This window comes from Vagococcus fessus (genome assembly GCF_003987565.1).
In the GTDB taxonomy this organism is placed as follows: domain Bacteria; phylum Bacillota; class Bacilli; order Lactobacillales; family Vagococcaceae; genus Vagococcus_D; species Vagococcus_D fessus.
This window is the reverse complement of the sequence record NZ_NGJY01000002.1, coordinates 594548-608898: the sequence shown is the minus strand read 5'-3', so window position 1 is coordinate 608898 and position 14351 is coordinate 594548. Positions and strand designations below refer to the sequence as shown.

Sequence of the window (14351 nt, the reverse complement as noted above, 5' to 3'; positions counted from 1 at the left end):
CTCCTTAAAGGTGTTATTTAACACTAGTGTAGCATTAATGTTTTTGAAATTAAATTTTGAAAGTCTATCCAAATAAATCAATAGTGTTACAAATCTGAAAATACACAGCAGAAAATTTATGAAAACGACGGAAAAGGGTTTGTGTTGCGTTGACATTGTAAATGAAAGACGATATAATTAATAGTTGCAAAAGCTATCTAAAAACAAGGAAATACAGAGTGAAATATTGTCCATTTTGTGTTTTTAATCATAGGAAAACAAAAGTAGAAGCTCATATGAACGAGAAAATTCTATTTTTGGTTTTTTTTTGCCTTAAAAGGGTCTTGATATATATATGTAATCAAATCTTAACATTTGTAACATATTGAAATTGATGGTGTTTTGAATAAAAAAATTCAGAGGGGTGAAGAGCTTGGCTGGACACGTAGTGAAATACGGAAAGCATCGCGAAAGAAGAAGTTATGCGCGAATTAGTGAAGTGTTAGAATTACCAGATTTAATCGAAATTCAAACAAACTCTTATCAATGGTTCTTGGATAGAGGACTTAAAGAGATGTTCGAAGACATTTTACCAATCAAGGATTTTAGTGACAAATTATCTCTAGAATTTGTTGGGTATGAATTGAAGGAACCAAAATATACAGTAGCAGAAGCTCGCGCACATGATGCGAACTACTCAGCTCCTATTCATGTGACATTACGTCTTGATAACAAAATTACAGGCGAAATTAAAGCACAAGAAGTATTCTTTGGAGATTTCCCATTAATGACTGAGATGGGTACATTTATTATCAACGGAGCAGAACGTGTTATTGTTTCTCAATTAGTTCGTTCTCCTGGTGTTTACTTCAGTGGTAAAACAGATAAAAATGGCCGTGAAAGTTTTGGAACAACTGTTATCCCTAACCGTGGTGCATGGTTAGAAATGGAAACAGATGCTAAAGATATCTCATATGTACGTATTGACCGTACACGTAAGATTCCTTTATCAGTATTAGTTCGTGCGTTAGGTTTCGGGTCAGATGATACAATCTTAGAAATCTTCGGCGATAACGAAAGCTTACGCTTGACGTTAGAAAAAGATATTCATAAAAATTCATCAGATTCTCGTACAGAGGAAGGTCTGAAAGATATTTATGATCGTTTACGCCCTGGTGAGCCGAAAACAGCTGACAGTTCTCGTAACTTGTTAAATGCTCGTTTCTTCGATCCAAAACGTTACGACTTAGCAGCAGTTGGTCGTTACAAAGTAAACAAAAAATTAAGTCTAAAAACTCGTTTATTAAACCAAACATTAGGTGAAACGTTAGTTGACCCTGAAACTGGTGAAATCTTATTCGAAAAAGGTACTGTGATCACTCACGCTATCATGGAAGAATTAGAAAAACATTTAGACGCTGGTATCAACAACGTGACTTACTACCCATCAGAAGATGCGGTTGTAACTGAACCGATGACAATCCAAGTGATTAAAGTCGTGTCACCTAAAGATCCAGAACGTATCGTTAACGTAATCGGTAACGGTCAAATTGATGCAGATTGTAAAACAATTATTCCTGCTGACGTGGTTGCTTCAATGAGTTATTTCTTTAACTTACAAGAAGAAATCGGTAAAGTGGATGACATCGATCACTTAGGTAATCGTCGTATCCGTTCAGTTGGTGAGTTATTACAAAACCAATTCCGTATCGGGTTAGCTCGTATGGAACGTGTGGTTCGTGAAAGAATGTCTATCCAAGACACTGAAACATTAACACCACAACAATTAATTAATATTCGTCCAGTTGTTGCGTCAATTAAAGAGTTCTTCGGTTCTTCTCAATTGTCACAATTCATGGACCAAACAAACCCATTAGGTGAGTTAACTCACAAACGTCGTCTATCAGCCTTAGGGCCTGGTGGTTTGACTCGTGACCGTGCCGGTTATGAAGTTCGTGACGTACATTACTCACATTACGGCCGTATGTGTCCGATTGAGACTCCAGAGGGTCCAAATATCGGGTTAATCAATAGCTTGTCTAGTTATGCGAAAATCAATGACTATGGTTTCATCGAAACACCATACCGTCGTGTTGATCGTAAAACTGGTAAAGTAACAGAGCATATTGATTACTTAACAGCTGACGAGGAAGATCATTACATGGTCGCTCAAGCGAACTCAAAATTAAACGAAGATGGAAGCTTTGCTAACGATGTCGTTATGGCTCGTATCCAAAGTGAAAACTTAGAAGTATCAATCGATAAAGTTGACTACATGGACGTTTCTCCTAAACAGGTAGTTGCCGTTGCGACATCTTGTATTCCTTTCTTGGAAAATGATGACTCCAACCGTGCCCTAATGGGAGCGAACATGCAACGTCAGGCTGTTCCATTAATCCAACCTCGTTCTCCGTTTGTAGGAACTGGTATGGAATATAAAGCAGCTCATGACTCAGGTTCAGCTTTAGTATGTAAACATGATGGTGTTGTTGAATTTGTTGACGCTAGCGAAGTTCGCGTTCGTCGTTCAAACGGAACACTTGATAAATATTCAGTTATTAAATTTAGCCGTTCTAATGCGGGTATGTGTTATAACCAACGTCCAATCGTGACATTAGGTGAAAAAGTAGATAAAGGCGACGTTCTTGCGGATGGCCCATCTATGGAAGAAGGCGAAATGGCTTTAGGTCAAAACGTCTTAGTTGCCTTCATGACATGGGAAGGTTACAACTACGAGGATGCGATCATTATGAGTCGCCGTCTGGTTAAAGATGATGTGTATACATCTATCCATATTGAAGAATATGAATCAGAAGCTCGTGATACAAAATTAGGACCTGAAGAAATCACTCGCGAAATCCCTAACGTTGGGGAAGACGCTCTTAAAAACTTAGACGAAATGGGTATTATCCGTATCGGTGCTGAAGTTAAAGATGGTGATTTATTAGTTGGTAAAGTAACGCCTAAGGGTGTAACTGAATTATCAGCTGAAGAGCGTTTATTACACGCTATCTTCGGTGAAAAAGCGCGTGAAGTTCGTGACACGTCTCTACGTGTTCCTCACGGTGGTGACGGAATCGTTCATGATGTTAAGATCTTTACTCGTGAAGCTGGCGATGAATTATCTCCAGGTGTTAATATGTTAGTTCGTGTTTATATCGTTCAAAAACGTAAAATTCACGAAGGGGATAAAATGGCCGGACGTCATGGTAATAAAGGGGTAGTTTCTCGCATTATGCCAGAAGAAGACATGCCATTTATGCCTGACGGTACACCAGTTGATATCATGCTTAACCCATTAGGGGTACCATCTCGTATGAATATCGGGCAAGTACTTGAGTTACACTTAGGTATGGCTGCTCGTCAATTAGGTATTCATGTTGCAACTCCTGTATTTGATGGAGCTGACGAGGAAGATGTATGGTCAACAGTTCGTGAAGCGGGTATGGCTAAAGATGCCAAAACTATTCTTTACGATGGTCGTACAGGTGAACCATTTGATAACCGCCTATCTGTTGGGGTTATGTACATGCTGAAATTAGCCCACATGGTTGATGACAAATTACATGCACGTTCAACAGGACCTTACTCATTAGTTACACAACAACCTCTTGGTGGTAAAGCACAATTTGGTGGACAACGTTTCGGAGAGATGGAAGTATGGGCACTGGAAGCTTACGGTGCGGCTTATACTCTTCAAGAAATCTTAACGTACAAATCAGATGACGTGGTTGGTCGTGTTAAAACTTACGAAGCAATCGTTAAAGGTGAACCAATTCCAAAACCAGGCGTACCAGAATCATTCCGCGTATTGGTGAAAGAATTACAATCATTAGGTTTAGATATGCAAGTACTTGATATTGACGATCAAGAAATTGAATTGCGCGATATGGATGATGATGAAGACGATTTAATTACCGTTGATGCATTAACGAAATACGCTCAAGAACAAGCAGCAAAGAATGCAGAGAAAAAAGATTAATTGATCGTTAGTCTTTTTGAGGCTAGCATTTTAAAAATCGATCTGTTTAATAGAAGAATAGCGGGGGATGTTACTGAAAAGTAACTTTCCTTGTTGTTCTAACTATTAACAGCGACTAAGTTTAAATTCTCTAACTTATAGTCATAATATGAAATGGAGGGAACACCTTTTGATCGATGTAAATAAATTCGAAAGCATGCAAATTGGTTTAGCTTCTCCAGAAAAAATTAGAAGCTGGTCTTATGGTGAAGTTAAAAAGCCAGAAACAATCAATTACCGTACATTGAAACCAGAACGCGAAGGATTATTCTGTGAGCGTATCTTTGGTCCTACTAAAGATTGGGAATGTGCTTGTGGTAAGTACAAACGTATCCGTTATAAAGGAATCGTCTGTGACCGTTGTGGCGTGGAAGTAACACGCTCAAAAGTTCGTCGTGAACGTATGGCTCACATCGAATTAGCAGCACCAGTATCACACATTTGGTACTTTAAAGGGATTCCAAGTCGTATGGGTCTTATCTTAGATATGAGTCCTCGTGCCCTTGAAGAAGTCATCTACTTTGCATCATATGTAGTTATTGAACCAGGTGATACAACTTTAGAGAAAAAACAATTATTAACTGAACGTGAATATCGTGAAAAACGTGAACAGTACGGTCAATCTTTCCAAGCTGGAATGGGTGCTGAAGCTGTTAAACGTTTATTAGATGATGTTGATTTAGAACGTGAAGTTCTTGAATTAAAAGAAGAGTTAAAAACAGCTTCAGGTCAAAAACGTACACGTGCTATCCGTCGTTTAGACATTTTAGAAGCATTCCGTAGCTCAGGCAACGAACCTGGCTGGATGGTAATGGACGTTGTTCCAGTTATCCCACCAGATTTACGCCCAATGGTTCAATTAGAAGGTGGCCGTTTTGCCACGTCTGATTTGAATGATTTATACCGTCGTGTAATTAACCGTAATAACCGTTTGAAACGTTTATTAGACTTAATGGCACCAAATATTATCGTTCAAAATGAAAAACGTATGTTACAAGAAGCAGTAGATGCTTTGATTGATAATGGTCGTCGTGGCCGTCCAGTTACTGGACCAGGTAACCGTCCACTTAAATCACTTTCTCATATGTTAAAAGGGAAACAAGGTCGTTTCCGTCAAAACTTACTTGGTAAACGTGTCGATTATTCAGGTCGTTCAGTTATCGTAGTAGGACCGTTCTTAAAAATGTACCAATGTGGTTTACCAAAAGAAATGGCGATTGAATTATTCAAACCATTTGTTATGCGTGAATTAGTTGGACGCGAAATCGCTAGCAACATTAAAAATGCGAAACGTAAAATCGAACGTCAAGAAGACGAAGTTTGGGACGTATTAGAAGATGTTATTAAAGAACATCCAGTATTACTTAACCGAGCACCTACTCTTCATAGACTAGGTATCCAAGCGTTCGAACCAGTTCTTGTTGAAGGACGCGCTATCCGTCTTCACCCATTAGTATGTGAAGCCTATAATGCCGATTTCGATGGAGACCAAATGGCCGTTCACGTGCCACTTAATGATGAAGCTCAAGCTGAAGCGCGTATGTTAATGCTTGCCGCTCAAAATATCTTGAATCCAAAAGATAGTAAACCAGTAGTAACACCATCTCAGGATATGGTCCTAGGTAACTACTACTTAACAATGGAAGAAGATGGCCGTGAAGGTGAAGGTATGGTCTTCCGTAACGTTCAAGAAGCTGAATTAGCATGGAAAAATGGCTATGTACATTTACATACTCGTATCGGGTTACAAACGTCATCGATGCCAGAAAAACCATTCACTGATTGGCAAAAAGAACGTACATTGATTACAACTGTTGGTAAGGCTCTTTTCAATGAAATTATGCCTCCAGAGTTCCCATACTTAAATGAACCGACAGATTATAACTTAACTATTCAAACTCCAGATAAATACTTCGTTGAAAACGGAACAGATATTCCTGCTCATATTAAAGAGCAAGAATTAGTTGGACCATTCAAGAAGAAAAATCTTGGTAATGTTATCGCTGAAGTCTTCAAGCGCTTCAAGATTACAGAAACATCTAAAATGTTAGATAGAATGAAAGATTTAGGTTATAAACACTCAACAATTGCGGGTATGACTGTAGGGATTGCGGATATCGTAGTCTTACATGAAAAACAAGAATTAATTGAAGAAGCCCATACTAAAGTTGAAAATGTAACAAAACAATTCCGTCGTGGTCTGATTACAGATGACGAACGTTATGAACGCGTTATTGGAATTTGGAATGGCGTTAAAGATGCAATCCAATTGAAACTGATGGAAAGTTTAGACGACAAAAACCCGATCTTCATGATGAGTGATTCTGGAGCCCGTGGTAATATCTCTAACTTTACGCAGCTTGCTGGTATGCGTGGACTTATGGCCGCTCCGAATGGACGTATCATGGAATTACCAATCATCTCAAATTTCCGAGAAGGTTTAACAGTCTTAGAGATGTTTATCTCAACTCATGGTGCTCGTAAAGGTATGACCGATACAGCCCTTAAGACAGCCGATTCAGGTTACTTAACTCGTCGTTTAGTTGACGTTGCCCAAGATGTTATCATTCGTGAAGACGATTGTGGTACTGACCGTGGTTTAGATGTAACTGCGATTAAAGAAGGTAACGAAGTCATTGAAACATTAGAAGAACGTCTATTAGGACGTTACGCTCGTAAATCAATTCTTCACCCAGAAACTGGCGAAGTGATTGTTGGCGCTAATGAAATGATTACAGAAGATTTAACAAAACAAGTCATTGAAGCTGGCGTTGAGAAAGTGACAATCCGTTCAGTATTTACATGTAATACTAAACACGGTGTATGTCGTCACTGTTATGGCCGTAACATGGCTACTGGTCTTGAAGTTGAAGTGGGTGAAGCAGTTGGTACAATTGCCGCTCAATCAATCGGTGAGCCCGGTACTCAGTTAACAATGCGTACGTTCCATACGGGTGGGGTTGCCGGAGATGATATTACTCAAGGTTTACCTCGTATCCAAGAGATTTTTGAAGCACGTAATCCGAAAGGGCAAGCAGTTGTAACAGAAGTAACAGGTGATGTTATTGATATTACAGAAGATGCAGCTACTCGTACACGTGAAATCACAATCAAAGGAACAACTGATACACGTACATACGCTGTCCCTTACACTTCTCGTTTGAAAGTGGCAGAAGGCGATATGATTAAACGTGGTGAAGCTCTTACGGAAGGTTCAATCGAACCAAAACAATTATTACAAATTCGTGATGTTTTATCTGTTGGCGTATACTTACTTCGTGAAGTACAAAAAGTATACCGTATGCAAGGGGTAGAAATCGGCGATAAACATATTGAAGTTATGGTACGTCAAATGTTACGTAAAATCCGTGTTATGGATCCAGGTGACACTGATATCTTACCAGGTACTTTAATTGATATCTCAGAATTTAAAGAACAAAACTACAGCACACTTGTTGCCGGTGGTACACCAGCGACTGGTCGTCCAGTATTGTTAGGTATTACTAAAGCGTCTCTAGAAACGAATAGTTTCTTATCAGCTGCATCATTCCAAGAAACAACTCGTGTTCTTACTGATGCTGCGATTCGTGGTAAGAAAGATCCATTACTTGGTCTTAAGGAAAATGTTATCATTGGTAAGATTATTCCAGCCGGAACAGGTATGCCTAAATACCGTAACATGGAGCCAAAAGAAGTCGGCGTAGCAAGCGAAAATGTTTATAGCATTAGCGATATTGAAGCGCAAATGGCTGCTGAAGATGCTCTAAATTCTGAAAAGAAATAGTCATCTAGCTAACTAAAGGGTCGAGACGTCTGTCTCGGCCTTTTTTGTATTTGAAAGAGTTATTAAAAATATGGTACAGTTACGATAGATAACTTATAGAAAGAAGGCATTTTTATGTTTGGTATCAAAAGTTATATCAAAAAAAATTATGTAGGTGAAGAACAAGAAGAATTACTAAGTCTTTATGCAAAATATTCAGGAATTTTAAAAGGGAATTTCTATATTTGGGAAAATGAATTTTATGATTTGAGTAAAGAAGAACAAAATAAAACAAGTTTAGAAGTATTTTTAACAAAAAAAATAAAACAAGTTATGGAAGCGGCTGAAGTAATTAGAGAAGAAGAGTTGTTGAAAGAACAGGTAGAAGAGGAAGAAGCACGTGGCGAATTCGAAGAAAAGTAAGTACGTAAAGAATGGAAGTTTTTATTTAGGTGCAGCGTTACTAGTAGGCTTTATTTTATTTTTCAGTTCGTCACAGACGTATGAAGAGCAGTCTCAAGTCGGCTTACTTAGTAAGTTACTAAGTGGTGAACCTTTTAAAGAACGATTGAGTCAGATTAGCTTTATGTATGGCGGAAGTCCAGTTAGCATAGAAGCGAGTGGTTATGCTAAGTTTGTTGAATTTTTTATTCGTAAAGCCGCTCATTTTATGAGTTTCTTTTTACTGTCAGGTGCGTTATTTTTAGGATTACGACCGCGTTTGAAAAATTTATTTTTAACAGGGGTAGTGAGCTGGTTATCTGCTACAGGATATGCGGCACTTGATGAATGTCATCAGATGATTACTGGAGGACGTTCGCCTATGTTTCAAGATGTTATTTTAGATAGTATAGGAGCAGCGACAGCTGTTATTATTTGTATGTTAGTCTTTACAATTAGTGCAAATAGAAAGAAAAGATCATAATCGACTAGAAAGAGGTGTTTGGAATGGCAGGACATTCTAAATGGAAAAATATTCAAGGTAGAAAAAATGCACAGGATGCTAAACGTGGAAAAGTATTTCAAAAATTATCACGTGAAATTTATGTTGCAGCTAAAAGTGGTGGTCCTGATGCGGATACAAATCCAGCATTGCGTTTAGTTTTAGATAAGGCCAAGTCGGCTAATATGCCTAATGATAATATTGAGCGTGCGATAAAGAAAGCAACGTCAGCAGGTGAAGGTGAAAATTACGATGAAGTAGTTTATGAAGGGTATGGGCCAGCTGGTGTCGCAATTTTAGTTCATTGTCTAACAGATAATCGTAATCGTACAGGGACAAATATTCGTGTTGCCTTTAATAAAAATGGTGGTGCATTAGGTGAAACGGGGTCTGTTAGTTATATGTTTGACCGAAAAGGTTATATTGCTATAGCGAGAGAAGGACTAGAGGTAGATGAAGATGACATGCTTATGTTGGTACTAGAAGCAGGTGCAGACGATTTACGTACAGAAGAAGATGTTTTTGAAGTGTATACAGAACCAAGTGATTTTACAACCGTTCGTGACACATTAAAAGCTGAAGGGTTAGATCTTGCTCAAGCTGAATTAACAATGGAACCACAGACGAGGGTTGAATTAACAGAAAATCAACAAGAAGTGTTAGAAAAACTGGTAGAAGCATTAGAAGAAGATGATGATGTATCAGAGGTATTTACATCAGCCGAGTTATAAAAGACAACTTATATCCTAAGTTGTCTTTTTTTTTTCGTGAAAATTAAAAGTTACAGCATACTTTAGAGCGAGGAGGTAATTATGAATATTAAGGCGTTAGGTACACAGTTGATTAAAGAAGGGCATGAGCATCGGGCGAATGATTTGTATATTTTACCAATCGAAATCGGCTATCGTGTAATTTTTCGTCGTGGCTATACACGTTTTTCTCCAATAGCTTTAAGTGAAGAGGAAGGTAATCAACTCATATTATTTTTTAAGTATATGGCAGATATGGATGTGTCAGAAAAGCGGCGAGGGCAGATGGGGGCTACGCATATTGAAGTACCTAATACGACGCAAATGATTAGAATTCGCTTGTCGACAGTTGCTGATTTTAAAAATAGGGAAAGTTTAGTGATTCGATTTTTGGGATATTTTACAGAAGATAGCCCTTATCAGATGTTTTTTCCTGCTCAATGGGAAAAATTAACTCGAAAAGTGAAGAGGCGAGGCTTATATCTATTTTGTGGGCCGACAGGCTCGGGGAAAACGAGTACGATGTATCAATTGGTAAAGGAAGTAGTGGGAGGTAATGGACAAGTCATATGTATTGAAGATCCAGTAGAAATTGAAGTCGCTAATTTTTTACAATTACAGGTCAACGAAAAAATAGGTATGACATATGATTCGTTAATAGCCGTGTGTTTGAGACACCGTCCGGATATTTTGATAGTTGGTGAGATACGAGATAGTGAAACCGCTAGAGCTGTTGTTCGGAGTGCATTAACAGGGCATATGGTATTTTCGACGGTCCATGCTAGAAGTAAATACCATGTTGTTGAGAGGCTATTAGAATTAGGCGTGACTCGTAATGAAATTAAGCAGTGTTTAGAAGGTGTTATTTTTCAAAGGTTACTGCCTATTTATTGTCCATATTGTGGAGAAGAACAGTGTGATGAAGGGTGCTTGGGTAGAGGGGATGGGGCGTTATTTGATACGTTATTTGACGAAGAAATTTTTGGTGAGAGGGGTACTGAAACGTGGCAACAGACACTGGCAAAAGCTTGGGCTTATGGTTTTATTTCTAAAAAAAGTTTTGACCAAGAAACATTACAGTAAGCAAAAAAAGCGAAAACAACAAGCGGTTTTTTTGAAATTGTTAGATGATTTACTCCGTAATGGGTTTAGTATTCAAGAAAGTTTATCTTATATGGTAACAATTAAAGCCGAATCTGCTTATTTAGCACAACAACTTAGGAATGATTTGGCGGAAGGAATTAGCTTATCCTCTGCGTTGGCAAAATCTCAATTTGATTCACAGCAGGTGATGTTGCTTTATTTGGCCGAAACTCATGGTGATTTAGAAGGGACACTTTCTTTAATACATCAGCAGGTTTTAGATAGAGAGAAGCAATTAGCAGAATTAAAACGTGTCATGGCATACCCTAGTTTGCTTATTTTTTTCTTGGTGGGTGTAATGATGATGATGAAAAGTGTTATATTACCCCAAATTGGAATGAGTAATAAGAAGGCGCATTTTTCTGCGGGACAGATTCTGATTAATATGGGACCTGTGGTGATAAGTTGTCTTATTTTCTTAGTAGTGATAAGTGTCATAGGGCTCAATCATTATTTTAAGTCTAAGAGTGAGATTAAAAAAGTGATATTTTGGTCAAAGTTTCCGTTAGCGAAGCAAATTATTCAGAGATATTATACTTCTTTTTTTGCCAGTGAGTTAGGAAAGTTATTGAATCAAGGTTTAGAACTAAAGCAAATTATTCTTCTTATGTCACAAATAGAAGATAAGTCATTATTAAAAGAAGTTGCTATAGCGATAGGACGTGAGCTTGAACAGGGGAACTCGATCGTTACACCAATAAAGAAATGGCAATTTTTTAGAAAAGAAATAAGTTGGATTATAGAACAAGGTGAAGTAAAAGGGAATCTAGGTGATGAATTACAGATATACGGGAAACAATTATGGGAGGAATTGAACGTTAAAGTTTTACGTCTGTTTTCTTGGATTCAGCCGATTATTTTCATAATAGTAGCCTTACTTATCATTTTGGCGTACGGTTCTCTTTTGTTACCTATTTATCAAGAGATGGAGGGAATGTTATGAAAAATATGTTTAAAGGTAAACAAGCACAAAAAGGATTTGAAGCTTTTACTCTTATAGAGATGTTAGTGGTACTGTTTGTAATTTCCGTTTTGGTGTTATTGTTTGTACCTAATTTAGCTTCGCAACGAGTAAAGATTGAAGATCAAGGTAAGGTTGCTTTTGAAAAGGTAATTAAAACACAAGTTGAGTTATTTGAAATGAATGAAACAATGGAAATCACTTATGATAACCTTGTTAAAGAACATTACTTAACTAAGAGCCAAGCAGATAAAGCAATAGCATGGCATATTACTTTAAATGATGATAACGGAGAATAGGTCATGGAGAGGTTTTACGTTAATAGAGATGGTTATGGTTTTGTTTGTTATATCAGTTATAGCGTTAATCCCAAATTTGAAACTACCTGATATGGAAAGAAAGTTAGATAATCAATTTTTCTTTGAAGAATTTGAAAGGTTAATAACAATAACGCAAGAATCTGCAGTTTTTTCAGGTCGAGCTAGTCGAATAATAATGAAAAGAAATGAGAGGAGCGTAGCTTTTGATTATGTTTTAAGTAACGGTGTAAAAACACATTATTATGTCGAAATACCCGAAGATATAAGAGCGGAAACAGACACATTTGTTACTTTCTTAGGTGAAACAGGTACACTAAGTAAAGTGACAAAGTTTAAATTTTTATTGACTAAGTCCCAAAAAAAGGTAGTCTATCAATTTTATTTAGGGAGTGGAAAGTATGCTAAAAAAGAAAGTGAGGTCTAAACAATTTTCAGGTTATCTATTACTGGAGAGTGGTATTTCACTAGCATTGTTGACATTTTTGGTAGTAACGATTGTTCCGATGTTGCTTTTAATTAATGATCAACGAGAGAGAATGTGGAGTAAGATGGAGTTATCTCGTTTTTTATTCGAAGAGTCTGAGTTGGCTAGACGTAATAAACCGTTATTAAAAGAGAAAAAAAGTGGTATCTTTTTGATGAATGGAGAATTCAGTAGTAATAAAAATAAAGAGATGACGCTGAGTGTTAGAGGGAAGGATAAAAATATGGTAGTGATCAGTGAAGGCAAAAAATAGTTGGGCAGGGTTTACGTTGGTAGAAACTATTATAGCGTTAGCAGTCATATCGTTTATTATTTTGATATTGAACATGCTTATAAAGGTGGAAAATAAAACTGTTTTATCCTTTCAACGTAAATCAGAATTGAATTGGCATATTTTTTTAAGTCAATTAGAGTACGGTAGTAAAAAGTGGGATTTTAAAGAACTGGATAAAAGTAGATTGTATTTTGTAGAAAAAACAGAGTCAGGAAAAGAAAATCAAGTTATCATTGAGAAATATGCTAATCAATTAAAAGAGCGGAAAAATGGAGGATACAACCCACTATTGATCGGTGTGGATACGTGTTATTTTAAAAAATCTGACTGTGGGGTGGTTATTAATGTCACGATGGAGGATGGTAAGGAATTTGAAAGTGTTTTTCCACAATGGCACTAGCTTTTCTGCAGGTATTCTGCCATCAATTCTAATTGTTTTTTTATTGCTATCTCTAGTTTTATTAAAGATGATGACAGTGTATAAAGATGAGTCAGAAATGTTTAGGCAAGTGACATATTATTATGAGGGAAAGGTTCTAGAGGAGTTAACGATTAAACAACTATTAGAAGGTAAACCTAAAGATAAAGAGGGGGTGTACATTTATAATTTAGGGACAGTGGCGTACCGTGTATTACCGAAAGAAGTGGAGTTTGATATTGTGCTGACATCTGGGATGAGTTACACTCTTATCGAAAAAAGATAATAAAAAAACTGTTTTCGTATAAAACGAAAACAGTTTTTTGTAACTTGTAAGACGGATCTTAAAGTTTTTTGTTGTAGAATTCAACGATGAATGACTCATCAATTTCTTGAGATAATTCTTCGCGTTCAGGTAAGCGAGATAAGCTACCTTCTAATTTTTCTTCATCAAAAGTAACGTAAGCAGGGCGTCCTAGAGCAGTTTCTAAAGCACCTTTAACGATTGTTAAGTTTTGTGATTTTTCACGTAATGAAATCACTTGACCAACTGAAACTTGGTATGAAGGGATATCAACGCGTTTGCCATCAACCATGATATGACCGTGGTTTACTAATTGACGTGCTTGACGACGAGTAGTAGCTAAACCTAATTGGTAAACAACATTATCTAAACGTTGTTCTAATAAGATCATGAAGTTAACACCGTGTTTACCTTCTTTAATTTTTCCAGCTTTAACGAATGTGTTAACGAATTGACGTTCGTTCATTCCGTACATGTTACGTAATTTTTGTTTTTCAGCCATTTGTAAACCGTATTCTGATTTTTTACCGCGGCTGTTTGGTCCGTGTTGACCTGGAGCGTAAGGGCGACGAGCTAACTCTTTCCCTGTTCCTGATAATGAGATTCCTAAACGACGTGAAATTTTCCAACTTGGTCCTGTATAACGTGACATAATATAATTCCTCCAATAATGTTTTTTTGGAGTAAAATAATTTCTTGAAAATATTAGTATTCGTTCAGTTCAACCTTCAATCTTCACCGTTGCAGCCGTGGTTACGCAATTGAACCTCTCGGGCGCTAAACTGTTGACGAGTTACTTATTTTCTAGCTGCTTATTTTACACAAAGTCTATTATACGATAGTATTGACGGAATATCAATAGGAAGAATGCTAATCAATTTTAAAATATTATATCTCTTTCTCCAATAAAATGTAACATTAAAAGTAAGGGTTTTCACAAAGTGTTAGTGTAGTCGGTCACAATGGTTTGTATAAGGGATTGTTAATATAAA

The 14351-nt window shown here is 37.1% G+C and carries 12 protein-coding genes and 1 pseudogene; 12 read left to right on the top strand and 1 reads right to left on the bottom strand.

Going from position 1 to position 14351, the window contains the following annotated elements; translation table 11 throughout:
- Positions 1 to 412: 412 nt before the first annotated feature.
- The 12 genes and pseudogenes from rpoB to comGG all read left to right on the top strand — a co-directional run.
- Positions 413 to 3955 (top strand): annotated as a pseudogene (gene rpoB, locus CBF31_RS07160) (DNA-directed RNA polymerase subunit beta); the annotation flags it as partial.
- Positions 3956 to 4130: 175 nt separating this feature from the next.
- Positions 4131 to 7784 carry a DNA-directed RNA polymerase subunit beta' gene (gene rpoC / locus CBF31_RS07155; RefSeq protein ID WP_126831698.1) on the top strand — a complete coding sequence of 1218 codons (3654 nt, stop codon included), beginning with the start codon at positions 4131 to 4133 and terminating at the stop codon, positions 7782 to 7784.
- Positions 7785 to 7898: 114 nt separating this feature from the next.
- Positions 7899 to 8186, top strand: coding sequence for a hypothetical protein (locus CBF31_RS07150; RefSeq protein ID WP_126831697.1), 288 nt, complete (start codon positions 7899 to 7901; stop codon positions 8184 to 8186).
- Complete coding sequence (locus CBF31_RS07145; RefSeq protein WP_126831696.1) at positions 8164 to 8688, top strand: VanZ family protein; 525 nt, start codon at positions 8164 to 8166, stop codon at positions 8686 to 8688. Before CBF31_RS07150 ends, CBF31_RS07145 begins: the two co-directional genes overlap by 23 nt.
- A 23-nt stretch (positions 8689 to 8711) precedes the next feature.
- Positions 8712 to 9437 carry a YebC/PmpR family DNA-binding transcriptional regulator gene (locus CBF31_RS07140; protein WP_126831695.1) on the top strand — a complete coding sequence of 242 codons (726 nt, stop codon included), beginning with the start codon at positions 8712 to 8714 and terminating at the stop codon, positions 9435 to 9437.
- Between the two features lie 81 nt (positions 9438 to 9518).
- The gene (gene comGA / locus CBF31_RS11215; RefSeq protein WP_126831694.1) at positions 9519 to 10538 is read left to right on the top strand and encodes a competence type IV pilus ATPase ComGA; all 1020 of its coding nucleotides are present in this window, start codon (positions 9519 to 9521) and stop codon (positions 10536 to 10538) included.
- Positions 10492 to 11541 carry a competence type IV pilus assembly protein ComGB gene (gene comGB, locus CBF31_RS07130; protein ID WP_126831693.1) on the top strand — a complete coding sequence of 350 codons (1050 nt, stop codon included), beginning with the start codon at positions 10492 to 10494 and terminating at the stop codon, positions 11539 to 11541. The genes comGA and comGB overlap by 47 nt, the downstream gene beginning before the upstream one ends.
- Positions 11538 to 11858, top strand: a complete 321-nt coding sequence (gene comGC / locus CBF31_RS07125) for a competence type IV pilus major pilin ComGC (protein ID WP_126831692.1) — start codon at positions 11538 to 11540, stop codon at positions 11856 to 11858. Before comGB ends, comGC begins: the two co-directional genes overlap by 4 nt.
- On the top strand, positions 11839 to 12303 hold the full coding sequence (gene comGD / locus CBF31_RS07120; protein ID WP_126831691.1) for a competence type IV pilus minor pilin ComGD: 465 nt from the start codon (positions 11839 to 11841) through the stop codon (positions 12301 to 12303). Before comGC ends, comGD begins: the two co-directional genes overlap by 20 nt.
- Entirely contained in the window at positions 12278 to 12616 is a 339-nt protein-coding gene (locus CBF31_RS07115; RefSeq protein ID WP_126831690.1) for a hypothetical protein, read from the top strand. Before comGD ends, CBF31_RS07115 begins: the two co-directional genes overlap by 26 nt.
- A complete protein-coding gene (comGF, locus tag CBF31_RS07110; protein ID WP_126831689.1) occupies positions 12600 to 13037 on the top strand; it encodes a competence type IV pilus minor pilin ComGF in 438 nt (145 codons plus the stop codon). Before CBF31_RS07115 ends, comGF begins: the two co-directional genes overlap by 17 nt.
- Entirely contained in the window at positions 13015 to 13341 is a 327-nt protein-coding gene (comGG, locus tag CBF31_RS07105; RefSeq protein WP_281272813.1) for a competence type IV pilus minor pilin ComGG, read from the top strand. Before comGF ends, comGG begins: the two co-directional genes overlap by 23 nt.
- 58 nt (positions 13342 to 13399) lie before the next feature.
- Here comGG and rpsD read toward each other — a convergent pair whose 3' ends face one another.
- A complete protein-coding gene (rpsD, locus tag CBF31_RS07100; RefSeq protein WP_126831687.1) occupies positions 13400 to 14011 on the bottom strand; it encodes a 30S ribosomal protein S4 in 612 nt (203 codons plus the stop codon).
- Positions 14012 to 14351: the final 340 nt, after the last annotated feature.

What these genes read in the sequence shown, in the direction of transcription:
- rpsD (WP_126831687.1), bottom strand. Translation starts at nt 14,011, where the DNA reads ATGTCACGTTATACAGGACCAAGTTGGAAAATTTCACGTCGTTTAGGA.
- comGA (WP_126831694.1), top strand. Translation starts at nt 9,519, where the DNA reads ATGAATATTAAGGCGTTAGGTACACAGTTGATTAAAGAAGGGCATGAG.
- comGD (WP_126831691.1), top strand. Translation starts at nt 11,839, where the DNA reads ATGATGATAACGGAGAATAGGTCATGGAGAGGTTTTACGTTAATAGAG.
- comGB (WP_126831693.1), top strand. Translation starts at nt 10,492, where the DNA reads ATGGTTTTATTTCTAAAAAAAGTTTTGACCAAGAAACATTACAGTAAG.
- CBF31_RS07115 (WP_126831690.1), top strand. Translation starts at nt 12,278, where the DNA reads ATGCTAAAAAAGAAAGTGAGGTCTAAACAATTTTCAGGTTATCTATTA.
- CBF31_RS07150 (WP_126831697.1), top strand. Translation starts at nt 7,899, where the DNA reads ATGTTTGGTATCAAAAGTTATATCAAAAAAAATTATGTAGGTGAAGAA.
- CBF31_RS07140 (WP_126831695.1), top strand. Translation starts at nt 8,712, where the DNA reads ATGGCAGGACATTCTAAATGGAAAAATATTCAAGGTAGAAAAAATGCA.
- comGC (WP_126831692.1), top strand. Translation starts at nt 11,538, where the DNA reads ATGAAAAATATGTTTAAAGGTAAACAAGCACAAAAAGGATTTGAAGCT.